Below are 23,101 nucleotides of genomic sequence, written 5' to 3'. Positions count from 1 at the left end.
CCCCCCCCCCACAGCCCCCACTCCGCCTCCCGCCCACACAAGTCCCGACCCCGTTCGCCAGCACGGATCCGCGACTGCCCTCCCGCACGAGCAACCCCAGGAACCGCCGTGAAGCCGCCGCCCGCCCCCGAGGCCCCCACCCACGATCACCGCATGGAAGCCGGCACCCTCCAAGCTGCCCCGAGCCCGCCGAGCGTCGAGCCATCACCCAGCCAGGTCGAGCCGAGGTCCAGCCGGGCTGAGCATGGGTCCGGTCCGGCCGAACAGGGTTCTGGTCAGGCTGATCCAGCGCAGGCCTGCCAGGCCGCGCCGGGGCCCGGCAGGCCTGCGCCGATTCCGTACCCCGCCAAGCCAGTCCCTCGCCAAGCCGCGCTGGCCGACCATTCGACCGAGCCACGTCATGAGCGTGAGCGGTCCGTCCCTGGCCAAGCCGGCGGAACCCGGACCACCGGACCTCTGCCAGGCCCCGCCACCGACGCCCTGCACCACCCTGACCCGCACACCGCGGCCCAGGCGGCAGCGGTCGAGAACCTCTTGCGCTGCTGGGTACGCGAACACAACCTCACCTCCCCCCACGACGGCACCCTCCGTATCCCCCTCCCCACGTCCGGTACGACACTCCTCGCCCCGGTGCACTACTGGTCCCCCACCGGCTGGCACCGATTCGGCCCGCCACACCTCGCCGACACCCCCGGGACCGCACCCCTGGTCGACGCGGTCACGGTGGCGTCCCTACTGGCCAGGGAGGCAGCCGCGCGAGGCCGTCACGAGACGGGTATCCCCGAGCCCCGACCCACGACAGCGCACACCCCCGCGTCCCACACCACGGGCCGGCCGGATCACCCCGATCCGCTCGCCCCACTCGACCACCCTGGCCCGCCCCGCCGACTCGCCCCACTCGATCAGCCCGGCCAACCAGGTCGACCCGACCGGCTTGTCCAACTCGACCGGCTTGTCCAACGCGACCGGACCGACCAACTCGATCAAAACGATCGGATCGACCAGCTCGACCTGGTCCGCAGCGTCGCGGACTCCGCACGACGCGTCACCATGTTCATCGCCGAGCGCCGAGCCGAGCCCGCCGACCATCCGGACCGATTCCTCGCCGCCGAGCAGGCTCTCCTCCTCGGTCACCCCCTGCACCCCACCCCGAAGAGCCGGGAAGGGCTCGCCGAAGCCGAGGCGCGCCTCTACTCACCGGAATTGCGTGGCTCCTTTCCCCTGCACTGGCTGGCGATCGCACCCTCCGTCCTGTCCACCGACTCGGCATGGACCGAGCGCGGTCGTGTCATCCCCGCCGAACAGCTGACCGCACGGCTGGCCGGCCCGGGGCTGCCGCTGCCGGAGGGCTACACCGCCCTGCCCGTGCACCCCTGGCAGCTCCGCGAGGTCCGCCACCGCCCGGCAGTGGCCGCTCTGCTCGATGCCGGTCTGCTCCGAGACCTGGGTCCGTACGGCGACCCGTGGCACCCGACCTCCTCCATCCGTACCGTCCACCGCACCGGCGCCCCCGCGATGCTGAAGCTCTCGCTGGGCCTGCGCATCACCAACTCCCGTCGTGAGAACCTCCGCAAGGAACTCCACCGCGGTGTCGAGGTCCACCGACTGCTGCGCACCGGCCTGGCCGCGCAGTGGCAGGCGGCCCACTCCGGGTTCGGCATCGTCCGTGACCCGGCCTGGCTGGCTGTCACCGCACCGGACGGCGACCCCCTGCCCGGCCTGGACGTGATGGTCCGGCACAATCCGTTCGGCCCGGCGGACGACGCGTCCTGCGTAGCGGGACTTGTGTCACCGATGCCGCACGCCCGTGTCGAGCGACGAGCGGGCCACCCCGGTGAACAGCAGGACCGCCCCGGCGGCCAAGAGCCGGTGTGCCCCGCCAGCCCCCTGCGGCAGCGCTGTGACACCCCTCCCGATGAGCGATTCACCATGCGGTCGCGGCTCGCCGAAGTCGTCACCCGCCTGGCCGGGCGCACCGGCCGTCCCCGAGGCACCGTCGCCACCGAGTGGTTCCTGCGCTATCTGGAGCACGTCGTGCGGCCCGTGCTGTGGCTGGACAGCGAGGCCGGGATCGCCCTCGAAGCGCACCAGCAGAACACGCTCGTCCTGATGGACCCCGACGGCTGGCCCATCGGCGGCCGGTACCGCGACAACCAGGGCTACTACTTCCGCGCATCCCGCCGTGCGGATCTCGAAGCCCGACTGCCCGGCATCGGCGAGCGCAGCGACACATTCGTCTCCGACGAGGTCACCGACGAACGGTTCGCCTACTACCTCGGCATCAACAACGTGCTCGGCCTCATCGGCGCTTTCGGCTCCCAGCGCCTCGGCGACGAGCGACTCCTGCTCGCCGCCTTCCGCCGCTTCCTCACGGATGTGGCCACCGGCCCGGGCCGGCTCAACACGACCCTGTCGGCACGGCTGCTCGACTCACCCGTCCTGCGCTGCAAGGCCAACCTCCTGACCCGCCTCCACGGCCTCGACGAACTCGTCGGCCCGGTCGACACCCAGTCCGTCTACGTCACCATCACCAACCCCCTCCATCGCTGACCGGGCCCTTGGTCGCTGTTCAGCCTGCATGTCTGCGTACTCCGACTCCCTTCAGCCCCGAGGAACATGACCCGCCCGATCTCCTGAGAGGAGCGTCGCCATGACTCCCACCGACGCAAGCACCGACGCGAGCACCGAGACCGCCTCGTCCCCGACGAGCAATGAGGACACGCTCGAACTGCGCCTGACCGACGACTTCCTCGCGCTCCTGTCCGAGGACGGCGACTCATGCGGCGGCAGGACCGAGGCAGTACAGGGAGCGCCCCCGGCCCACGGCGAGCTGCTGGACCACCTCGCCGACTGGGGTCCGGTCGTCACCCCGGCAGGCACCCTGCACCTCGTTCCCGTCCGCCCCGAACGCGAGCTCCCGCTGCTCTCCCGCTGGATGAACGACTCGGCCGTGGCCTCCTACTGGAAGCTCGCCGGAACCGAGGACGTGACCGCGGACCACCTCCGGACCCAGCTCGGCGGCGACGGCCGCAGCGTGCCCTGCCTCGGGCTGCTGAACGGCACCCCGATGAGTTACTGGGAGATCTACCGGGCGGACCTCGACCCCATCGCCCGCCACTACCCCGCTCGCCCGCACGACACCGGAATCCACCTCCTCATCGGACCCGTGGCCGACCGGGGGCGGGGTCTCGGTGCGACCCTGCTCCGCGCCGTAGCCGATCTCGTCCTCGACAGAAGACCTTCCTGTGCCCGCGTCATCGCCGAACCCGACCTTCGCAACTTTCCCTCCGTCTCCGCTTTTCTGAGCGCAGGATTCCGGTTCTCCGCCGAAGTCGACCTGCCCGACAAGCGGGCCGCCCTCATGGTCAGGGACCGGCTCCTGCGTGATCTGATGTAGATCCGATGTGGATCTGCTGTGATGCCGTCATTCCTGGTACACCGCCCGCGCCGCTCCGGTTCCCGATCGACCCGACTCGATTTCCGGCCCCCGAGAATCGGCCCTTCCCGACGAAGAGAACCCGGCCTTGATCCCGCCCCTCCCGCCCCGTGCTTCCGCCTTGATAACCCGTTTGTCAGTGGTGACCCGTAGGGTGGTCGCGCTATGACGAAGCCCTCACTCCACGAACTCCTCCATGCCGCCGTCGCCGCTGTCGGCGGGATGGAGCGCCCCGGCCAGGTGACCATGGCCGAAGCCGTCGCGGAGGCGATCGACGACGGCTCCCATCTGCTGGTCCAGGCGGGTACCGGCACCGGAAAGTCGCTCGGTTACCTGGTGCCCGCGCTCGCACAGGGGGAGCGCGTCGTCGTCGCGACGGCGACCTTGGCGCTCCAGCGCCAGCTCGTGGAGCGGGACCTGCCGAGAACGGTCGACGCGCTGCATCCGCTGCTGCGCCGCCGCCCCGAGTTCGCGATGCTCAAGGGCCGGTCGAACTACCTGTGCCTGCACCGCCTGAACGAAGGCGTGCCGCAGGACGAGGAGGAGGGCCTCTTCGACCAGTTCGAGGCGGCCGCGCCCTCCAGCAAGCTGGGCCAGGACCTGCTGCGGCTGCGGGACTGGTCGCAGGAGACCGAGACCGGTGACCGGGACGACCTCACCCCGGGTGTGTCCGACCGTGCCTGGGCGCAGATCTCCGTGTCGTCCAGGGAGTGCCTGGGCGCTTCGAAGTGCGCGTACGGCGCCGAGTGCTTCGCCGAGATGGCCCGGGAGCGGGCCAAGCTCTCCGAGGTGGTCGTGACCAATCACGCGCTGCTCGCGATCGACGCCATCGAGGGTGCGCCGGTGCTCCCGCAGCACGAGGTGCTGATCGTGGACGAGGCGCATGAACTCGTCTCGCGGGTGACCGGCGTGGCGACCGGCGAACTCACCCCAGGCCAGGTCAACCGCGCTGTGAAGCGGGCGGCGAAGCTCGTCAACGAGAAGGCCGCCGATCAGCTCCAGACCGCCGCAGAGGGGTTCGAGCGGGTCATGGAGCTGGCCCTGCCGGGCCGCCTGGAGGAGGTCCCCGAGGACCTGGCGTACGTCCTCATGGCGCTGCGCGATGCCGCCCGAACGGTGATCTCGGCGCTCGGCAGCACGCGCGACAAGTCCGTCCAGGACGAGGACGCCGTCCGCAAGCAAGCGCTGGCGGCCGTGGAGAGCGTGCACGACGTGGCGGAGCGGATCAGCAACGGTTCCGAGTGGGACGTCGTCTGGTACGAACGCCACGACCGCTTCGGCGCGTCCCTGCGCGTCGCCCCGATGTCCGTGTCGGGTCTCCTCCGGGAGAAACTCTTCGCGGACCGTTCCGTCACCCTGACCTCGGCCACCCTCAAGCTCGGCGGCGACTTCAACGGCGTGGGCGCGTCACTGGGTCTGGCGCCGGAGGGCGCTCAGGGGGACGACCTTCCGCAGTGGAAGGGTGTGGACGTCGGATCGCCCTTCGACTACCCGCGGCAGGGCATCCTCTACGTGGCCAAACATCTGTCGCGGCCCGCGCGGGACGGCGACCGGACGGACATGCTGGACGAGCTCACGGAGCTGATCCAGGCGGCCGGCGGCCGGACGCTCGGCCTGTTCTCGTCGATGCGAGCAGCCCAGTTGGCGGCGGAGGAACTGCGCGTCCGGATCCCCGAGTACCCGATCCTGCTCCAGGGCGAGGAGACGCTCGGCGAGCTGATCAAGGGCTTCGCGGCCGACCCGAGGACCTGCCTCTTCGGCACGCTGTCGCTCTGGCAGGGCGTCGACGTGCCCGGGTCCAGCTGCCAGCTGGTCGTGATGGACAAGATTCCGTTCCCGCGCCCCGACGACCCCTTGATGAGCGCCCGCCAGAAAGCCGTCGAGGAGGCGGGCGGCAACGGCTTCATGGCCGTCGCCGCCACTCACGCCGCCCTGCTGATGGCCCAGGGCGCCGGCCGGCTCGTACGGGCGCAGGGAGACCGAGGAGTGGTCGCCGTACTGGATCAGCGCCTGGCGACCGCGCGGTACGGCAGCTATCTGAAGGCGTCACTGCCCGATTTCTGGTACACGACGGACCGTAACCAGGTCCGCAGGTCGCTCGCCGCGATCGACAGCGCGGCGAAGGGCAGGGAAGAAGAGGCGGAGAAGGCGGAGGCGTGAACGGCCGGTGGCCTGTCCCCGATGGTTCCGGGGAACAGGCCACCGGCCGTTCTGCGCACGGACTCAGGGCTCGGACCGTGTTTCTTCGGCGGGCCCTGGACAGCCCAGGACCCCGGAACCGGCGCAGTGGATTCCGGGGCCCGGATCATGGGCGGGGACGGGCATGGGCGACCGTCCGCCGCTGGGTGTCACACGCGGCGCAACACGGCCACCACCTTGCCGAGGATGGTCGCGTCGTCACCCGGGATGGGCTCGTAGGCGGCGTTGTGCGGGAGCAGCCAGACGTGGCCGTCCTCGCGCTTGAAGCGCTTGACCGTAGCCTCGCCGTCCAGCATGGCGGCCACGATGTCGCCGTTCTCGGCGACGGGCTGACGGCGGACCGTCACCCAGTCACCGTCGCAGATGGCAGCCTCGATCATGGAGTCGCCGACGACCTTGAGGACGAAGAGCTCGCCGTCGCCCACCAGTTGGCGGGGGAGCGGGAACACGTCCTCGACGGACTCCTCGGCGAGGATCGGGCCACCGGCGGCGATCCGGCCCACAAGTGGCACGTACGAAGCGGCCGGCTTGCCGGCCGTGTCCGTCGGCTGTACCGAGGACTGGTCGGAGCCGCGGACCTCGTACGCACGCGGGCGGTGCGGGTCGCGGCGCAGGAAGCCCTTGCGCTCCAGTGCCATCAGCTGGTGTGCCACGGAGGACGTGCTGGACAGGCCGACCGCCTGGCCGATCTCCCGCATGGACGGCGGGTATCCACGCCGCTGCACCGAGTCCCTGATCACCTCGATGACCCGGCGCTGCCGATCGGTGAGCCCGGAGCTGTCCGCCCTGATACCTGGAGGTCGGCCGGGCAGGGCTCGCTTGGGCCCTTCATGGTTCGTGGCTTCGTTCATCGCATGCACCGGCTCGAGTCGGCTCTGGGAGCGGTCCTGGGCAGTGATGGTGGCACTGTCAGCGGTGGTGGTCACGTCGGCCCCTCTCGATGGTCTCCCGTGCAGCACAACGGTAGTTGCTTTCGAAAGGTTGCGCCAAACACACGTTCGAGTGAAAAACCGTGGATTGTCTGACGTGACCAGGTGTCTGGGTGTAGGGCCTGCGGTCCAGCGGACAAAAGGGCTGATTGCTGTACTCTTCACCGCCGGGGTGAAGGGCCTTGTGGGCCACTGTCACCGCGTGGCCCAGTCTGCCACCCGGTACTCCGTCGGCCGAGTACCGACCCCTTTTTCCGCGGTGCCCCACCGTATCCCCGTCCGCTCAGCGACGGCACGGCTGCGCTCCGCGACGGTGCCCTCGTCTGGCGCGTGCCCATACCTGGGCGACACGCGTACCGTGGGCGGATTTACGTGCCAAGCCCTACATCTAGTGCTTGGATTGCTGCAACAGCCCAGAAGTTGTGGTCCCCCGGGTCCTAGGGCTCTTGGTCATCCCCTATGCTTGGGGCTGCTTCCGCGGGGCCCAAGAGGCTCGTGGGGGCCATCGAGTCGTGCTGTGAGGAGGGTTGGAGTCATGCACTGTCCCTTCTGCAGGCACTCCGACAGTCGTGTCGTCGACAGTCGTACGACGGACGACGGCACGTCGATCCGCAGGCGCCGTCAGTGTCCCGACTGCTCCCGTCGTTTCACGACGGTGGAGACGTGCTCGCTGATGGTCGTCAAGAGGTCCGGCGTGACCGAGCCCTTCAGCCGTACCAAGGTCATCAATGGTGTCCGCAAGGCATGCCAGGGGAGGCCTGTCACCGAGGACGCGCTCGCCCAGCTCGGTCAGCGGGTCGAGGAGGCGGTGCGCGCCACCGGAAGTGCCGAACTGACCACCCATGACGTGGGGCTGGCCATACTCGGCCCGCTGCAGGAGCTCGACCTCGTCGCCTACTTGCGGTTCGCCTCGGTCTACCGGGCGTTCGATTCGCTGGAGGACTTCGAGGCCGCCATCGCGGAACTCAGGGAAGAGCAGGAGAAGCGCCCCGACGCGAACGACGAGGACGTCGAGAACGCGGTCGAGGGGCGCCCGAGGAACGACCGCGGGTCCGGAGGGGCTGCCCAAGTCCCCGTGCCCGCCAACGCCGCCGACTGACGGCGAGCCGCATCGCCGGACCAGTGGGTCCGGCCGATCGGCGGCGATCCAGGCCTGTCGCGAACGGCTGGGCCAGCCGGGTCGCGACACAAGACAAAACACCGTGTCACGGGAACAACGTGGCACTTCAGGGCGTTTTCGCCCGTACAGGGAGGCGGCATGACAGAGACGGCGAGCGGTCCGGCACGGAGTTCCCGCGCCAAGGGCACCAAGGCGAACAGGGGCCTACGTATCGAGCGCATCCACACCACCCCCGGCGTGCACCCGTACGACGAGGTGGTCTGGGAGCGCCGTGACGTCGTCATGACCAACTGGCGCGACGGCTCGATCAACTTCGAGCAGCGTGGCGTCGAGTTCCCCGACTTCTGGTCGGTGAACGCGGTCAACATCGTCACCAGCAAGTACTTCCGCGGTGCCGTCGGCACCGCTCAGCGTGAGACCGGCCTCAAGCAGCTGATCGACCGCATCGTGAAGACGTACACGAAGGCCGGCGAGGACAACAAGTACTTCGCCTCGCCCGCCGACGCCGAGATCTTCGAGCACGAACTGGCGTACGCCCTCCTGCACCAGATCTTCAGCTTCAACAGCCCTGTCTGGTTCAACGTGGGCACTCCGCAGCCCCAGCAGGTCTCCGCCTGCTTCATCCTGGCCGTCGACGACTCCATGGAGTCGATCCTCGACTGGTACAAGGAAGAGGGCATGATCTTCAAGGGCGGCTCCGGCGCCGGCCTGAACCTCTCGCGCATCCGCTCCTCCAAGGAGCTGCTCTCCTCCGGCGGCAACGCCTCCGGCCCGGTCTCCTTCATGCGGGGCGCCGACGCCTCCGCGGGAACGATCAAGTCGGGCGGTGCCACGCGTCGCGCGGCCAAGATGGTCGTTCTCGACGTGGACCACCCGGACGTCGAGGACTTCATCGCCACCAAGGTGAAGGAGGAGGAGAAGATCCGCGCCCTGCGCGACGCGGGCTTCGACATGGACCTGGGCGGCGACGACATCACGTCCGTCCAGTACCAGAACGCCAACAACTCGGTCCGCGTGAACGACGAGTTCATGACAGCGGTCGAAAACGGCACCGAGTTCGGCCTCCGGGCCCGTATGACCGGCGAGGTCATCGAGAAGGTCGACGCCAAGGCGCTGTTCCGCAAGCTCGCCGAGGCCGCGTGGGCCTGTGCCGACCCGGGCATCCAGTACGACGGTGTGATCAACAACTGGCACACCTGCCCCGAGTCCGGCCGCATCACCGCGTCCAACCCGTGCAGCGAGTACATGCACCTGGACAACACGTCCTGCAACCTCGCCTCGCTGAACCTGATGAAGTTCCTCAAGGACGACGGCAAGGGCACTCAGTCCTTCGAGGTCGAGCGCTTCGCCAAGGTCGTCGAGCTCGTCATCACGGCGATGGACATCTCCATCTGCTTCGCCGACTTCCCCACCCAGAAGATCGGCGAGAACACCCGCGCCTTCCGCCAGCTCGGCATCGGCTACGCCAACCTCGGCGCCCTGCTGATGGCGACCGGCCACGCGTACGACTCCGACGGCGGCCGTGCCCTCGCCGGTGCCATCACCTCCCTGATGACCGGCACGGCGTACAGGCGCTCCGCGGAACTGGCCGCGGTCGTCGGCCCCTACGACGGTTACGCCCGAAATGCCGACGCCCACAACCGCGTCATGAAGCAGCACTCCGACGCCAACGGCACGGCCGTGCCGATGGACGACCTGGACACCCAGGTGTGGGCCGCCGCCACCGAGGCCTGGCAGGACGTGCTGCGCCTCGGCGAGAAGAACGGCTTCCGCAACTCGCAGGCGTCCGTGCTCGCGCCGACCGGCACGATCGGTCTGGCCATGTCGTGCGACACCACCGGTGTCGAGCCGGACCTTGCGCTGGTCAAGTTCAAGAAGCTGGTCGGCGGCGGCTCGATGCAGATCGTCAACGGCACGGTCCCGCAGGCCCTGCGCCGCCTGGGCTACCAGGAGGAGCAGATCGAGGCGATCGTCGCCCACATCGCCGACAACGGCAACGTGATCGACGCCCCGAGCCTCAAGCAGGAGCACTACGAGGTCTTCGACTGCGCCATGGGCGAGCGTGCCATCTCCCCGATGGGCCACGTCCGCATGATGGCCGCGATCCAGCCGTGGATCTCCGGTGCCATCTCCAAGACGGTCAACATGCCGGAGACGGCGACCGTCGAGGAGGTCGAGGAGATCTACTTCGAGGCCTGGAAGCTGGGCGTCAAGGCGCTCGCGATCTACCGCGACAACTGCAAGGTCGGCCAGCCGCTCTCCGCCAAGACCAAGGACTCGGAGAAGGCCGAGATCACCGAGAAGGCCGAGGAGACGATCCGGGCCACGGTCGAGAAGGTCGTCGAGTACCGCCCGGTCCGCAAGCGCCTGCCGAAGGGCCGCCCCGGGATCACGACCTCCTTCACGGTCGGCGGCGCCGAGGGCTACATGACCGCCAACTCCTACCCGGACGACGGTCTCGGCGAGGTCTTCCTGAAGATGTCGAAGCAGGGTTCGACTCTCGCGGGCATGATGGACGCCTTCTCCATCGCTGTCTCCGTGGGCCTCCAGTACGGAGTTCCGCTGGAGACGTACGTCTCGAAGTTCACCAACATGCGCTTCGAACCGGCCGGTATGACGGATGACCCGGACGTGCGGATGGCGCAGTCGATCGTCGACTACATCTTCCGCCGCCTGGCGCTCGACTTCCTGCCCTTCGAGACGCGCTCCGCACTCGGCATCCACTCCGCGGAGGAGCGTCAGCGCCACCTGGAGACCGGCTCCTACGAGCCCACCGAGGAGGACGTCGACGTCGAGGGTCTGGCGCAGTCGGCCCCGCGGCAGACGGACCTGAAGGCCGTCGCCACCCCGAAGGCCGCGGCCGAGGTGGCCGTGCCCGCCCCGAAGCAGGCCCACACCAGCGCCGAACTGGTGGAGATGCAGCTGGGCATCCACGCCGACGCCCCGCTGTGTTTCTCCTGCGGTACGAAGATGCAGCGGGCCGGCTCCTGCTACATCTGCGAGGGCTGCGGCTCGACGAGCGGTTGCAGCTGATCTGAGCGCCCCCGGGCGCGAACCGGCAGATCAGGGCGGTGGAGCCGAATTTCGGCTCCACCGCCCTCGGTGTTGCTGACGGGCGGTGCCTCAGGACCGGGGAGGGCTGCCCATGACGCGCGCGAAGGTCGCCGGATCCTCGTCGTAACCGGTGATACCGGGGTGGAAAGCCCACTCGCCGGTGGCGTCACGCACGAACTCGGCGATGGTCGCGGCGGTGGAACCGAGGACGCTGCCGAAGTCGTCCTCCGCCAGGACCGTGTAGGCCTCACGGATGCGCAGGCCGGGCTGCTGGACGTTGACGAAGGTCTTCTCGCCGGACCCCTGCTGTATGGCGACACCGATGACAACCCGCCCGTAGCGGCTGTCGAGGCGGCTCAGCTCCACGGTCATGATCTCGTCCCAGCCGAAGCCCTGGCCGGTCTTACTGTCCCGGTTGAGGGTGATGGTGCCGTCGGGCGAGCGGCTGTCGAAATGCACGACGTAGGCGGGACTGCCGCTCGGATCGGCCGCCGGGTAGGTCGCCGCGATGATGTCGAGATCCGTCGGCGGCTGTCCGGCGGGGCTGGGGTCCCACTTCACCGACACCTCGACCTTGCGGATGCCCTTGTTGAGGCCGTTCAACAGAACTCTCCTCCCCGTTCCTCTGAGCTTGCGAGTCGAACTGCCTGGCGGTCCAGGCCAGTTGTCCATCCTTGCACGCGCGCGGGGGCGCTCGCCCGAGTGCAACCCACCGGAGCGTGACCGCCGCCACGTTCCGTGGCCTTACCATGGCGCGGTGCTGGTCAAGTGGATTCGCTGCACCGTGGTGGACCGCCGCGGTTTCGAGCGGGGGCAGCGAAAGTGGGCGGGGCTTCTGGGGGAGCCGGGTTTCCGGGGACAGGGTGGGGGTTGGAGCCGGGCGCGGCCCGGAGTGACGCACATCTTCTCCTTCTGGGAGAGTCGTGCCTTCTACGACTCCTTCATGGCGCGCTCCCACGACCGTCTCGCCGCCTCGCAGTCGGGCACCTTCAAGGACATTCAGGTCAAGCTCTTCGACCACCGCTTCGATGTGAAGACCGGTTTCGAGCCGCGCTTCACCGACGCCGATCTGGTGCGGGTGGCGCACTGTCGTGTCCACGAGGAGCGCGCCGAGCACTTCGCTCTGATGCAGGAGAAGGTCTGGAACCCGGCGATGGCCGGCTCTCCGGGCATGCTGCGGGGCCTGTTCGGGGAGGCGCCGGGGCACGAGTTCCTGATCCTTTCCATGTGGCGGTCGGCCGCCGAGCACGGCAAGTACCGAGCGGAGCGCATCGAACGCCTCGCCCTGCGGGCCCAGCTCGAGGCCGATGTCGCGGCTCTGGCGGGCGACATCGTGGAACTGGAGCCGAGCTGGACCGTTTGAGAGCCGAACTCGGCTTGGTTTGGATCTCCAACCTTGACGGTTCGATGTGCGGGACGTGTGTGACCTACGCCGTATGACACCCGGACGAGTGCTCGATCCGCCGTCGTCCCCTTTAGGGTCTTGGCATGGCACGACCACGGCGCATCATCCTTGTCCGACACGGCGAGTCAACGGGCAATGTTGATGACACCGTGTACGAGCGCGAGCCCGACCACGCTCTCGCGCTCACCGATCTCGGCTGGCAGCAGGCCGAGGAGACCGGCAAACGCATCCGCGACGTCCTCGGCCGCGAGCGCGTCAGCGTCTACGTCTCGCCGTACCGCCGTACGCACGAGACGTTCCAGGCGTTTCATCTGGATCCCGAGCAGGTCCGCGTGCGCGAGGAGCCCAGGCTGCGCGAGCAGGACTGGGGCAACTGGCAGGACCCCGGCGACGTGCGGCTCCAGAAGGCCTACCGGGACGCGTACGGACATTTCTTCTACCGCTTCGCGCAGGGGGAGTCCGGCGCCGATGTGTACGACCGGGTCGGCGGTTTCCTGGAGAGCCTGTTCCGCAGCTTCGAGGACCCCGACCACCCGCCGAACGTCCTGCTGGTCACCCATGGGCTCGCCATGCGGCTGTTCTGCATGCGCTGGTTCCACTGGACGGTGGCGGAGTTCGAGTCGCTGTCGAACCCCGGGAACGCGGAGATGCGGCTGCTCGTTCTGGGGGAGGACGGCAAGTACGCGCTCGACCGACCGTTCGACCGCTGGCGGAACCCGGAGTCGTACGGGGCGACCGGATAGAGTGGCAGGGCGATGACCGCTGACTCCTCTTCCGACGGCCGCCTGGAGCGTGCCCTGTCCAGCCTGCGCGGACTCGCGGTGGGGGACGCGCTGGGCTCGCAGTACTTCGTGCCCGTGAACTACCCGCTGCTCAAGCGCCGTGAGACCCCGCCCGGCCCCTGGCAGTGGACCGACGACACCGAGATGGCCTGTTCCGTCGTGGCGGTCCTGGCGGATCACCACCGGATCGACCAGGACGGGCTGGCCCGCTCCTTCGCCGTGCACCACGACTTCGACCGGGGCTACGGCCCCGCGGTCAACCGCCTGCTGCGCCTGGTCCGGGAAGGCGGCGACTGGCGTGAGCTGGCCTCCGCGCTCTTCAACGGCCAGGGATCCTGGGGCAACGGAGCCGCCATGCGGATCGCGCCGCTGGGCGCCTGGTATGCGGACGACCCCGAGCAGGCCACCCATCAGGCGGAGATCTCGGCCTACCCCACGCACCAGCACCGCGAGGCCGTCGTCGGCGCCATGGCCGTCGCCGCTGCCGCCGCCCTCGCGGCCGACCCGGCCGGAACGCCGAGCGCGGGAGCACTGTTGGACGGCGTCATCGCGTTGGTCCCGAAGAGCGCCGTGGGCGCGGGACTGCGACGCGCCCGGGACATGCTCGACTACGCCGACGCGGACACGGTGGCCGCCGTACTGGGCTGCGGGCGGCGCACGACGGCGCACGACACGGTGCCGTTCGCGCTCTGGTCGGCGGCACGCGCCCTGGGTGACTACGAACAGGGTTTCTGGACGACGGCCCAGGTGGGCGGTGACGTCGACACGACCTGCGCCATCGTCGGCGGAGTGGTCGCCTCCGGGAAGACCGGGACGCCTCCCGAGGCATGGGTGGCGCACACCGAAGCGTTCCCGAGCTGGCTCCAGGTGGGATAGCCGACCGAAGCGGGTGCGCTTCCCAGGCCCCGTCGTACGCAATCGCCTCGACTGTCACAGGAGTGCCACAGTGCCCTCCTGGGCCGACCATGCGTGCTCTCCTGCGGCATACCCTGTCCGCCACGCCGCCTGTTGATCATGACGAGGAGCGGCGACGAGGGACCGGCCACGGGCCTTCCGCCGCAGCTGCGCGCTGCGCGGGATGGGCGTCGAGGGCCGGTCGGGGGAGGGGGTCCCATGTCCGAAACACCGTCGGCACCACCCACGCCGGAGCCCGAAGGCCCGGCACCCAGGGCACGCGCCGCGACCGAGGAGGGCCGCTCAGGGCCGAAAGCGCCCACGGACGTCGTACCGGCGCGCAGGGCGGGCGGGCCCGGACCGACACCGGGCGGCCCGCCGCCCGCGGTGCCCGGACGGACCGACTTCGGCCCTGATGATCCCGCACCGATCCGCACCGCGACCCTGTGGGCCGCCCTGGCCACCGGCGTCCTCAGCATGATGCTGCTGGGCGAGGGCCTCGCGGTCAACATACTCGTCGTCGCCGTGCCCGCGACGCTCGCCGTGTACTTCGCCGGACGGCGTGCGGGCCGCCGCCCGCGACCGTGGGCGATCGTCTGGGGCATCGGCGGGATCGTCCTGCTGACCGTGCCTGCGCTGCGTGCCGCCGAGTGGCCTTCTTTCCTCGCTGTCGTCACCGCGCTCGCGGCGGGCTCCCTCGCCCTGCACGGCGGCCGCACCTGGCCCGCGGTCCTGCTCGGCCCGGTCGGTGTGTTCACCTCGCTGGTCACCGGCCCGGCCTGGGCCTGGCAGGGGCTGCGCGAGCGGGTGGGCGGCGACCGAGGCCGTCTGGCGCCCTTGCTGCGGGCGCTGGTCGTGGCCGCGATCCTGCTCTTCGTCTTCGGCGCGCTGTTCGCCGGGGCCGACGCGGCCTTCGCGGATCTGCTCGGCGCTCTGGTGCCCGACGTCTCCGTGTCCGACGGGCCCTGGCGCATCCTGCTTCTCGCACTGGGCCTGTTCGGGACCCTCGCGGCGGCCCGTACGGCGGCCGCGCCGGCTCGCTGGGACCGTGTGCAGGTGCCCGCAGGCCGCGCCCGAGGCCGCGTGGAGTGGGCGCTGCCGCTGGTGGGGCTCGTCGCGCTCTTCGCCGTCTTCAACGCCGTCCAACTCGCCGTGCTCTTCGGCGGCTACGACGCCGTCCTGAAGAAGACCGGCCAGACGTACGCCGAGTACGCGCGCCAGGGGTTCTGGCAGCTTCTCATGGCCACGCTGCTCACCCTGCTGGTCATCGTGGTCGCCCTGCGCTGGGCCCCGCGCACTCGATCGGGTGACCGGACGCTCGTGCGCGGTGTGCTGGGAACCCTGTGCGCGCTGGCGCTCGTTGTCGTGGCATCCGCTGTGCGACGTATGGACATGTATGTGGAGGCCTATGGGCTGACGCGGCTGAGGATCTCGGTGCTGACCATGGAGCTGTGGCTGGGCCTGGTCATCGTGCTCATCATGGTCGCCGGGGTGTGGGGCGCCCGCTGGCTCCCGCGCGCCGTCGCGGTCAGCGCGGTCGCCGTGGTGCTGGCGTTCGGGCTGGCGTCGCCGGACGCACTGATCGCCGAGCGCAACGTCGAGCGGTACGAGACCACGGGCCGCTTCGACCTCCCCTATGCCAGGGGGCTGTCCGCCGACGCGGTGCCCGCCCTGGACAGGCTCGAGGAACCCATGCGGTCGTGCGTGCTGTGGGACATCACGGAGGAACTGAACGAGCGGCGCCACCTTCCCTGGTACGCCACGAGCTGGGGCGAGGCAGAAGCCAGGCGCATCCTGGACGAGCGTCCGCCCGTACCGGGGGCGAGCGGCCCGGCGTGCGGTGGGTTGGAGCCGGAGTTCTACCGCTGAGCAGCCGGCGCGCGGCTCCACACGGCCGGACCATGCCCTTGGCGTCGTTCCCCAGGGCGTGGTCCGGCCGTCCGCAGCCGCTTCCGCGGTCGTCCGGTCAGCCGCCTGCGGCGGGGCCGGCCGTGCCGGAGAGGGCTTCCAGGTCGCTCTTGCGGACCCTGATCACGAAGATGGCGGTGACCAGGGCCAGTACGGCCATCGCGACGGCCGGGACGAACGCCGTCGAGATGCCCTGGGCGAGCACTTCGTGACCCCAGGGGGCGGGCAGCTGCTGGGTCCTGGCGAACTCGGCCTTCTGCTCGTCCGTGGCCTGGGTCATGAAGAGCTGCACCTGCTTGTCCGCCTCGTCACGGCTGGCCGTACCGAAGACCGTGGTGAGGATGGACAGGCCGAGCGAACCCCCCACCTGCTGTGTGACGTTGAGTAGACCGGAGGCCGCGCCCGCCTCGTGCTGGGCGACCCCGGAGACCGCCGTCAGGGTGAGCGTCACGAAGTTCAGGCCCATGCCGAAGCCGAACACCACCATCGGGCCGAGCACCCCGCCGGCGTAGGAGCTGTCGGGACTGATGAAGGTCTGCCAGCCCAGGCCGAGAACGACCATCGTCGAACCGGCCACCATGAACGGCTTGGGTCCGAGCACCGGCAGGAACCGCTGGGACAGACCGGCACCCGTGACGATCGCGACGGTCACCGGGAGGAAGGCCAGGCCGGCCTCGATCGGCGTGTATTGCAGCACGTTCTGCACGAACAGCACGATGAAGAAGAACATCCCGAACATCGCCGCGGCGAGGCTCAGCATGATCACGTACGTGCCCGAGCGATTGCGGTCGCGGAACATCCTCAGTGGGGTGATGGGCTCCTTGGCCCGCCTCTCGATGAAGCCGAACACCAGCAGCAGGACCACCGCCGCCGCGAAGGAACCGATGGCCAGGCTGTCGCGCCAGCCGTCCTCCGCCGCGCGGATGAACCCGTAGACCAGCGAGGCCATGCCGGCCGTCGAGGTGAGCGCGCCCGCGATGTCGAACCGTCCCGGGTGTCGCTCGGACTCGCTGATGTACATCGGGGCGAGGACGGCGATCAGGACGCCGATGGGCACGTTGACGAACAGCACCCACCGCCAGTCGAGCCACTCGGTGAGCATGCCGCCCGCGAGCAGACCGATGGCGCCGCCACCTGCGGAGACCGCGGCGAAGACGCCGAACGCCCGGTTCCGCTCGGGCCCTTCGGGGAACGTCGTGGTGATGAGCGCCAGCGCGGTCGGCGACGCGATCGCCCCACCGACGCCCTGGAGCGCCCGAGCCGCCAGCAGCTGCCAGGGCTCCTGGGCGAGTCCGCCGAGCAGCGAGGCGAGCGTGAAGACGAGAATTCCGGTCATGAAGACACGGCGGCGGCCGAGTATGTCACCGGCCCGTCCGCCCAGGAGCAGCAGGCCGCCGAAAGTCAGCGTGTAGGCGCTGACCACCCATGTCAGGTCGGTGGTGCTGAATTTGAGCGCGTCTTGAATGTGCGGGAGTGCGATGTTCACAATCGTCGCGTCGAGTACCACCATGAGTTGGCAGGCCGCGATGACGGTGAGCGCGATGCCGGGGTGCCCCTCCCGGCGGGCAGCTCCCGGCTTCTGATCCTGAATCAACGGAGAGGTCGTCACTATGGGTCCCCCACAACTGCCTTAGTGAACGCTTGCGTTCACTGACGCGTCCACGGTAGTGAGTCCCCCTTAGTGAACGCAAGCGTTCATTGAAGTCGCCGCCGTGGTGTGCGTCGCCCCAGCGCTTCCGCTTCTCGCATCCCCACCCCTCGGCTCAACGGAGAAACACAGATGGTCACTTCGCGCTGGACGGCCGCTCCCGCTCAGACGGCCTCCCCGCGTCGGCGCGGCGCCGTGCTCGAGCGCGCGATCCTCGATGCCGCGCTCGAACAGCTCAGTACGGTCGGCTGGAGCGGCCTCACCATGGAGGGGGTCGCCGCCGGCGCCCAGACGGGCAAGGCGGCGGTCTACCGCCGCTGGCCCTCGAAGGAGGACCTCGTGGCCGACGCGCTCCAGGCGGGGCTGCCGCGCTTCGAGGAGGCGCCGGATCTCGGGAGTGTGCGCGAGGATCTGCTCCAGCTGTGCCGGCAGGCGCGCGAGGCGATGTTCTCCCAGCCAGGGTTTGCTCTGCGTTCGGTGATTCACGAATGCGACAATATTCAGGCCGAGCGCTTCCATGGTGTGATCATCGGGGGCGTCGTGGAGCCGACGGTCAAGCTTCTGCGAAAGGTGATTGAGCGTGGAATCGGGCGTGGAGAGGTGCGGAAAGACGCGGCCAACAGTTATGTCTTCGATGCGATTCCGGCCATGATGATGTATCGCTCAAAGATGTGCGGGAGCGAATGGAGCGAGCGTGACCTCGAGGAGATGATCGACCAGTTGATGGTGCCGTTGCTGTGTCGGCGAGGCGCCTGAACCGGGGCGGCGAGAGGGCTGGGAATGCCCTGGGAAACCTGGGTGTCGTGTGGGGGTGCGGGCGGCGTAGGCTAAGGGCGCCATGCCGTACGAACCACCTACTCACACCGTCGAGCGCTCTTTGCGTGCCACGACCGGAGCGAAGATCATTGCCGGTGTCGACGAGGTGGGGCGCGGAGCGTGGGCCGGCCCCGTCACCGTCTGTGCGGCGGTCACCGGACTGCGCCGACCACCCGAGGGCCTCACCGACTCCAAGCTCCTGACGATCAAGCGACGCAAGTCGCTCTCCGAGGAGCTGCTGAAGTGGGTGACGTCGCACGCCCTCGGTCACGCCTCTCCGGAGGAGATCGACGACCTGGGCATGACGGCCGCACTGCGGCTGGCAGCGGTACGGGCCCTCGAGGCGCTTCCGGTGAGGCCCGACGCGGTCATCCTCGACGGCAAGCACGACTACCTGGGCTCACCCTGGCGGGTCCGTACGGTGATCAAAGGCGATCAGTCCTGCGTCGCTGTGGCGGCCGCCTCGGTGATCGCCAAGGTTCAGCGCGACAAAATGATGGCCGAACTGGGTCTCGACCATGCAGACTTCGGTTTCGCGGCCAACGCCGGGTACCCGTCGCCTGTCCACAAGGCCGCTCTGGCGGAGCGGGGACCCACCCCGTACCACCGGTTGTCGTGGGCGTATCTTGATGCGCTGCCCCAGTGGCGGCACCTCAAGAAGGCCCGCACCTGGGCGGACGGAAACGTTCCAAAGATCGAGGGCCAGCTCGGCTTCGACTTCTGACGGATTCGTTCGCACTCATGTGCCACCCGCCGACGCGGGTCGCACCAGCGTTTGATAAAAATCAGCTCATGCCTCTCATTCCCGAGGAGCCTCAGATTCACGAGAGTGCCCAGGGCCCGCGTGCCACTCCGGCCAGCGGCCGGGTCGCACCGACCCCCCGTCCCGTACCCGGTCCCCGTCCCGCGGCTCCGCCGCGTCCCGGTCGTCCGGGTCCTGCCCGGCCGGTGCCGGCCCAGCGCGCGGCGCACGCCGCGGTCAAGCCCGGGCCGTCCGCTCCTGCCGCCACCCCGCAGATCCAACTGGTCCCGGCCTCGGTCGAGGGCGCGCTGGACTCCGCAGAGGAAGCCGTCGACCTGCTGCTGGAGTCGGGCCGTGCCCCCGGCGACGTGCTGGTGATCACCACCGGTGAGTCGCATCCGTGGGCCGACCACGAACTCTCCTTCGGCGAGGCCTCGTACTGGGCCCAGCACGACGCGGGCGACGACGTCTTCTACGCCGATGCCTCGGCCGTCGAGCGGGCCGCGACGCGTCCCGTGGTCGTGGTCGCCGTCAACGGCGGAACCGAGTCCGTCGCCGCGCAGGCGCTGCCCAAGGCCCTCGGCCGGGCCCGGACCCTGCTGATCGTGTGCGGTGACCCGCAGACGATCAACTCGGTGCTGGGCGCCGGAGTCTGAGCGACTGCGGACCTCGCCCCAGTCGGCCCTTCAGGGCTCGCCGGGGAGCTGTTCGCGCCACCGGACAACGACCAGGGTGCCACCACGGCCACACCCCGCGACGGGCGCTTCGGCGTGCCTGCGGGGTGTTTCGGCGTGTCCGGGAGGGCTTCGCGGGAGAGTTCGTGCGCGGATGCCTCGTGCCTTGTCGGTGCGGTGCGGTGCGGGCCGGATCCTGGTGTCGTGTGGGCTGAGGGTGCGAGGGTGCCGGTGGTCCTGCGGGAGTTGCGGGAGCGGCTGCCGTGGCCGGCTGTCAAGAGGCGTCAGCCGGGGCCGACCGTGGACCCGCGCTGGGGTCGGGGACCTTGCCGCACCCCCGCCGGCTCGAGCGTGGGTGCGGGTTGGATTGCCGTGGCCGCGTCGGAAGCCGAAGCGGCTCAGCGTGCCGCGGCTCGGCGGAGTACTTCCGACGCGACGCCGCCGGTGCGTGGCATGGGCGGCGGTGCCACGGCTGTGGCGAAGGGCTCGGCCGGTGAGTCCGCGTGGGGACGACGGCCGCCGCGACCCTCGCCGAGAACCTGCCAGCCGTCACGTGTCAGCGTGATGTACGCGCCGCAGCGCAGCCCGTGCAGCGTGCAGGCGTCCCGCAGCCCCCACATCCACGCCCCGTCCTCCTCCGTCCAGCGCCCGTCGCCGTCACGGCAGTAGAGCAGCACGGCCGTTCGCACCGGAGTGCGTCGGCGCAGGTCGTGTGGAATAACCCGGCGCAGCTGAGACAGGAGCGCGTTGCGGAACATCCAGCCGTCGGCCGGGGCCGGACGGCGGATGAACGAGGCGCTCGCCCTCAACCGCTCGTCGGAATCCAGGACGGCGATGACCGCCGTCGCGGGCCGGGGCTGATGCCGTGCGTGCAGCCCGCTGACGACCTCTCGGGGATTGCGCAACAGCGGAATCCCGGCGGCGGCCCACTCCGCGGGCTCGAGCATGCGGTTGGCGGAAGCGGCGGACAGGTCGGCAGACGTCGACACGGAGGCCGCCGAGGACGGAGCGAATCCGAAGGTCACGATCCTCCCTTCGGCTACGCGCCCACTCTGCGGGCGGGGGTCGGACTTGGGGGAGCGCACGCCGCAGCAGAAGCCCTACCGATTCACGGTTAGGCCGTGCGGGGAGCGGACTTCAATTCTTCCTGGCGAACTTGGTTGCGGCAACGAGCAATTGGGGCCACTGACAGTTTTGTGGTGATTCGCAGCTTATATCCCTGCGCATAGGACTCGTCGGCAACGCCCAGGCGGCATCGTGCCCACGCCCGGTTGACCGGTCGGTCACGCCCGGACGGCGAGAACGAGTGGCAACACCCCCTGTGCACCCGCGCGCCGGAGCACACGCGAGGCGACCGCGAGTGTCCAGCCGGTCTCCGTGGCGTCGTCGACCAGGAGCACGGGCCCGCCCGCCTTCTGGAGGGCGACGGCCAGCTCGGGCGGCACGGTCAGCGCCCCGTCGAGCGCCTTGAGCCGTTGTGCGCTGTTGCTACGGGTGACCTGGGAAACCGCGCCGGTGTACGCCACCGACCCCAACAGGGGCAGGCGGCCGATCTCGGCGATCCGCGCGCCCAGGGAATCGATCAGCTGCGGCCGGGAACGGGACGCCATCGTGACGACACCCGCGGGGCGGGGCTGGGCGTCGGCCCGCCCGGAGGCCCAGCCGCCGGGGCCCTTGGCCCAGTCGGCCAGCACGGCCACCACGGCCTTCGCCACATCGTCCGGGACCGGCCCGTCCGGGGCCTGGGGCGTCAGCATCGGCCGCAGTCGATTGCCCCAGCCGATGTCCGACAGCCGCCCCAACGCCCGCCCCGGAGCGGCCTGCTCACCGGCCGGAATACGCCCCTTCAGATTGACCCCGACCGCCGGCAGCCCCGTCGGCCACATCTTGCGGGGTTCGACCTCGACACCCGCGCGACCCAACTCGCCACGCGCCGCGTCCAGCGCCGCAGGGGAGACGGAATCCGTGAACCTGGGCTTCGTGCAGGTGTCGCACCGTCCGCACGGGACGGCTTCCTCGTCGTCCAACTGCCGCCGCAGGAACTCCATTCGGCAACCCGGCGTCGCGACGTACTCACGCATGGCCTGCTGCTCGGTGGCGCGCTGCTTGGCGACCCAGGCATAGCGCTCGGTGTCGTACGTCCAGGGGACGCCGGTGGAGACCCAGCCGCCCTGGACGCGTCGGACCGCACCGTCCACGTCGAGGACCTTGAGCATCGTCTCCAGCCGGGAGCGGCGCAGTTCCACCAGTGGTTCGAGGGCGGGGAGGGACAGCGGTCGCTGCGCGTGCGCGAGTACGTCGAGGGTGCGGCGCACCTGTTCCTCCGGGGGGAAGGCGACCGAGGCGAAGTACTCCCAGATCGCCTGGTCCTCCTTGCCGGGCAGGAGCAGTACTTCGGCGTGCTCGACACCACGGCCCGCGCGGCCCACCTGCTGGTAGTAGGCGATGGGGGAGGACGGCGAGCCCAGGTGGACCACGAAGCCCAGGTCGGGCTTGTCGAAGCCCATGCCCAGTGCGGAGGTGGCGACCAGGGCCTTGACCCGGTTGGCCAGCAAATCCTCCTCGGCCTGCTGCCGGTCCGCGTTCTCCGTCTTGCCCGTGTACGACGTCACGGTGTGCCCGCACTGGCGAAGGAACGCGGTGACCTCCTCGGCTGCGGCCACGGTGAGGGTGTAGATGATTCCGGAGCCCGGCAACTCGATCAGGTGGTCGGCGAGCCAGGCCATCCGGTGGGCGGCGTCCGGCAGTTCGAGCACTCCGAGGCTCAGGCTCTCGCGGTCCAGTGGCCCACGCAGGACCAGCGCGTCCGTGCCCCCGCCGGTGCCCAACTGTTCGGCCACGTCGGCCGTCACGCGCGCGTTGGCGGTCGCGGTGGTGGCGAGCACCGGGACACCGGGCGGAAGGTCGGCCAGCATGGTGCGCAGCCGGCGGTAGTCGGGGCGGAAGTCATGACCCCAGTCCGAGATGCAGTGCGCCTCGTCGACGACGAGCAGACCGGTCGCGGCCGCCAGCTCCGGCAGGACCTGATCACGGAAGTCCGGGTTGTTGAGCCGCTCGGGGCTGACCAGGAGCACGTCGACCGTGCCCGCGGTGACCTCCTGGCGGATCGTGTCCCACTCCTCCGTGTTCGAGGAGTTGATGGTCCGTGCGTGGATTCCGGCGCGGGCGGCCGCCTCCACCTGGTTGCGCATCAGGGCGAGGAGCGGGGAGACGATGACGGTGGGGCCCGCGCCCCGCCCGCGCAGCAGGGCGGTCGCGACGAAGTACACCGCGGACTTGCCCCAGCCCGTGCGCTGCACGACCAGGGCTCGGCGCTTGTCCGCGACCAGCGCCTCGATGGCGTGCCACTGGTCCTCGCGCAGCCGCGCCACGCCCGTCGGGGCGCCGACGAGGCGGGCGAGCACGGCATCGGCGGCCGTACGCAGGTCTTGGCGGTCCGTGGTGGGCTGGTCTTCGTCGCTCATGGACCCATGCAACCCGATGCCTCGGACATC

The 23,101-nt window shown here is 69.8% G+C and carries 17 protein-coding genes; 12 read left to right on the top strand and 5 right to left on the bottom strand.

The window, feature by feature from the left end:
- The first annotated feature begins 153 nt into the window (after window positions 1–153).
- The 3 genes from AWZ10_RS05250 (at window position 154) to AWZ10_RS05240 (ending at window position 5,596) form a co-directional block, all read left to right on the top strand.
- On the top strand, window positions 154–2,550 hold the full coding sequence (locus AWZ10_RS05250) for an IucA/IucC family protein (protein WP_244172398.1): 2,397 nt from the start codon (window positions 154–156) through the stop codon (window positions 2,548–2,550).
- Window positions 2,551–2,650: 100 nt separating this feature from the next.
- On the top strand, window positions 2,651–3,397 hold the full coding sequence (locus AWZ10_RS05245; protein ID WP_060890557.1) for a GNAT family N-acetyltransferase: 747 nt from the start codon (window positions 2,651–2,653) through the stop codon (window positions 3,395–3,397).
- 204 nt (window positions 3,398–3,601) lie between these two features.
- Complete coding sequence (locus tag AWZ10_RS05240) at window positions 3,602–5,596, top strand: ATP-dependent DNA helicase (protein ID WP_046704902.1); 1,995 nt, start codon at window positions 3,602–3,604, stop codon at window positions 5,594–5,596.
- A gap of 188 nt (window positions 5,597–5,784) precedes the next feature.
- Here the strand turns inward: AWZ10_RS05240 and lexA are convergent, their stop codons facing one another.
- Window positions 5,785–6,561, bottom strand: a complete 777-nt coding sequence (gene lexA / locus AWZ10_RS05235) for a transcriptional repressor LexA (protein WP_037700901.1) — start codon at window positions 6,559–6,561, stop codon at window positions 5,785–5,787.
- Window positions 6,562–7,099: 538 nt separating this feature from the next.
- On the opposite strand from lexA, the gene nrdR reads away from it, so the two are divergent.
- Together nrdR and AWZ10_RS05225 are read left to right on the top strand one after the other, a co-directional pair.
- Window positions 7,100–7,663: a transcriptional regulator NrdR gene (gene nrdR / locus AWZ10_RS05230; protein WP_037700899.1), complete on the top strand. Its 564-nt coding sequence runs from the start codon at window positions 7,100–7,102 to the stop codon at window positions 7,661–7,663.
- 159 nt (window positions 7,664–7,822) lie between these two features.
- The gene (locus AWZ10_RS05225; RefSeq protein WP_046704903.1) at window positions 7,823–10,717 is read left to right on the top strand and encodes a vitamin B12-dependent ribonucleotide reductase; all 2,895 of its coding nucleotides are present in this window, start codon (window positions 7,823–7,825) and stop codon (window positions 10,715–10,717) included.
- Window positions 10,718–10,807: 90 nt separating this feature from the next.
- Here the strand turns inward: AWZ10_RS05225 and AWZ10_RS05220 are convergent, their stop codons facing one another.
- Complete coding sequence (locus tag AWZ10_RS05220; RefSeq protein WP_046704904.1) at window positions 10,808–11,341, bottom strand: TerD family protein; 534 nt, start codon at window positions 11,339–11,341, stop codon at window positions 10,808–10,810.
- Window positions 11,342–11,495: 154 nt separating this feature from the next.
- On the opposite strand from AWZ10_RS05220, the gene AWZ10_RS05215 reads away from it, so the two are divergent.
- The 4 genes from AWZ10_RS05215 to AWZ10_RS05200 all read left to right on the top strand — a co-directional run bounded on the left by AWZ10_RS05215 (window position 11,496) and on the right by AWZ10_RS05200 (window position 15,688).
- A complete protein-coding gene (locus AWZ10_RS05215; protein ID WP_037700890.1) occupies window positions 11,496–12,101 on the top strand; it encodes a YdbC family protein in 606 nt (201 codons plus the stop codon).
- Between the two features lie 125 nt (window positions 12,102–12,226).
- A complete protein-coding gene (locus tag AWZ10_RS05210) occupies window positions 12,227–12,886 on the top strand; it encodes a histidine phosphatase family protein (protein ID WP_078935341.1) in 660 nt (219 codons plus the stop codon).
- A gap of 12 nt (window positions 12,887–12,898) precedes the next feature.
- Window positions 12,899–13,801: an ADP-ribosylglycohydrolase family protein gene (locus AWZ10_RS05205; RefSeq protein WP_046704906.1), complete on the top strand. Its 903-nt coding sequence runs from the start codon at window positions 12,899–12,901 to the stop codon at window positions 13,799–13,801.
- A 237-nt stretch (window positions 13,802–14,038) separates the two neighbouring features.
- Entirely contained in the window at window positions 14,039–15,688 is a 1,650-nt protein-coding gene (locus AWZ10_RS05200) for a DUF4153 domain-containing protein (protein ID WP_240439435.1), read from the top strand.
- Window positions 15,689–15,785: 97 nt separating this feature from the next.
- Here the strand turns inward: AWZ10_RS05200 and AWZ10_RS05195 are convergent, their stop codons facing one another.
- On the bottom strand, window positions 15,786–17,336 hold the full coding sequence (locus AWZ10_RS05195; protein ID WP_060890555.1) for an MFS transporter: 1,551 nt from the start codon (window positions 17,334–17,336) through the stop codon (window positions 15,786–15,788).
- A gap of 171 nt (window positions 17,337–17,507) precedes the next feature.
- On the opposite strand from AWZ10_RS05195, the gene AWZ10_RS05190 reads away from it, so the two are divergent.
- The 3 genes from AWZ10_RS05190 to AWZ10_RS05180 all read left to right on the top strand — a co-directional run bounded on the left by AWZ10_RS05190 (window position 17,508) and on the right by AWZ10_RS05180 (window position 19,589).
- Window positions 17,508–18,131 (top strand): TetR/AcrR family transcriptional regulator, encoded by a 624-nt coding sequence (locus AWZ10_RS05190; RefSeq protein ID WP_060890554.1) that lies wholly within the window; start codon window positions 17,508–17,510, stop codon window positions 18,129–18,131.
- Between the two features lie 82 nt (window positions 18,132–18,213).
- Window positions 18,214–18,915: a ribonuclease HII gene (locus AWZ10_RS05185; RefSeq protein WP_060890553.1), complete on the top strand. Its 702-nt coding sequence runs from the start codon at window positions 18,214–18,216 to the stop codon at window positions 18,913–18,915.
- 68 nt (window positions 18,916–18,983) lie between these two features.
- On the top strand, window positions 18,984–19,589 hold the full coding sequence (locus tag AWZ10_RS05180; protein WP_078935342.1) for a hypothetical protein: 606 nt from the start codon (window positions 18,984–18,986) through the stop codon (window positions 19,587–19,589).
- A 416-nt stretch (window positions 19,590–20,005) separates the two neighbouring features.
- On the opposite strand, the gene AWZ10_RS05175 is transcribed toward AWZ10_RS05180, so the two are convergent.
- Together AWZ10_RS05175 and AWZ10_RS05170 are read right to left on the bottom strand one after the other, a co-directional pair.
- Window positions 20,006–20,632, bottom strand: a complete 627-nt coding sequence (locus AWZ10_RS05175; protein ID WP_046704912.1) for a hypothetical protein — start codon at window positions 20,630–20,632, stop codon at window positions 20,006–20,008.
- A 258-nt stretch (window positions 20,633–20,890) separates the two neighbouring features.
- Window positions 20,891–23,071 carry a RecQ family ATP-dependent DNA helicase gene (locus AWZ10_RS05170; protein ID WP_046704913.1) on the bottom strand — a complete coding sequence of 727 codons (2,181 nt, stop codon included), beginning with the start codon at window positions 23,069–23,071 and terminating at the stop codon, window positions 20,891–20,893.
- Window positions 23,072–23,101 lie beyond the last annotated feature (30 nt).

This window comes from Streptomyces europaeiscabiei (assembly GCF_001550375.1).
GTDB lineage: Bacteria > Actinomycetota > Actinomycetes > Streptomycetales > Streptomycetaceae > Streptomyces > Streptomyces europaeiscabiei.
This window is presented reverse-complemented; position numbering and strand designations above follow the sequence as displayed.

Coding starts and splice junctions, on each gene's coding strand:
- AWZ10_RS05250 (WP_244172398.1), top strand. CDS start 154: ATGGAAGCCGGCACCCTCCAAGCTGCCCCGAGCCCGCCGAGCGTCGAG.
- AWZ10_RS05245 (WP_060890557.1), top strand. CDS start 2,651: ATGACTCCCACCGACGCAAGCACCGACGCGAGCACCGAGACCGCCTCG.
- AWZ10_RS05240 (WP_046704902.1), top strand. CDS start 3,602: ATGACGAAGCCCTCACTCCACGAACTCCTCCATGCCGCCGTCGCCGCT.
- nrdR (WP_037700899.1), top strand. CDS start 7,100: ATGCACTGTCCCTTCTGCAGGCACTCCGACAGTCGTGTCGTCGACAGT.
- AWZ10_RS05225 (WP_046704903.1), top strand. CDS start 7,823: ATGACAGAGACGGCGAGCGGTCCGGCACGGAGTTCCCGCGCCAAGGGC.
- AWZ10_RS05210 (WP_078935341.1), top strand. CDS start 12,227: ATGGCACGACCACGGCGCATCATCCTTGTCCGACACGGCGAGTCAACG.
- AWZ10_RS05205 (WP_046704906.1), top strand. CDS start 12,899: ATGACCGCTGACTCCTCTTCCGACGGCCGCCTGGAGCGTGCCCTGTCC.
- AWZ10_RS05200 (WP_240439435.1), top strand. CDS start 14,039: ATGTCCGAAACACCGTCGGCACCACCCACGCCGGAGCCCGAAGGCCCG.
- AWZ10_RS05190 (WP_060890554.1), top strand. CDS start 17,508: ATGGTCACTTCGCGCTGGACGGCCGCTCCCGCTCAGACGGCCTCCCCG.
- AWZ10_RS05185 (WP_060890553.1), top strand. CDS start 18,214: ATGCCGTACGAACCACCTACTCACACCGTCGAGCGCTCTTTGCGTGCC.
- AWZ10_RS05180 (WP_078935342.1), top strand. CDS start 18,984: ATGCCTCTCATTCCCGAGGAGCCTCAGATTCACGAGAGTGCCCAGGGC.
- AWZ10_RS05170 (WP_046704913.1), bottom strand. CDS start 23,071: ATGAGCGACGAAGACCAGCCCACCACGGACCGCCAAGACCTGCGTACG.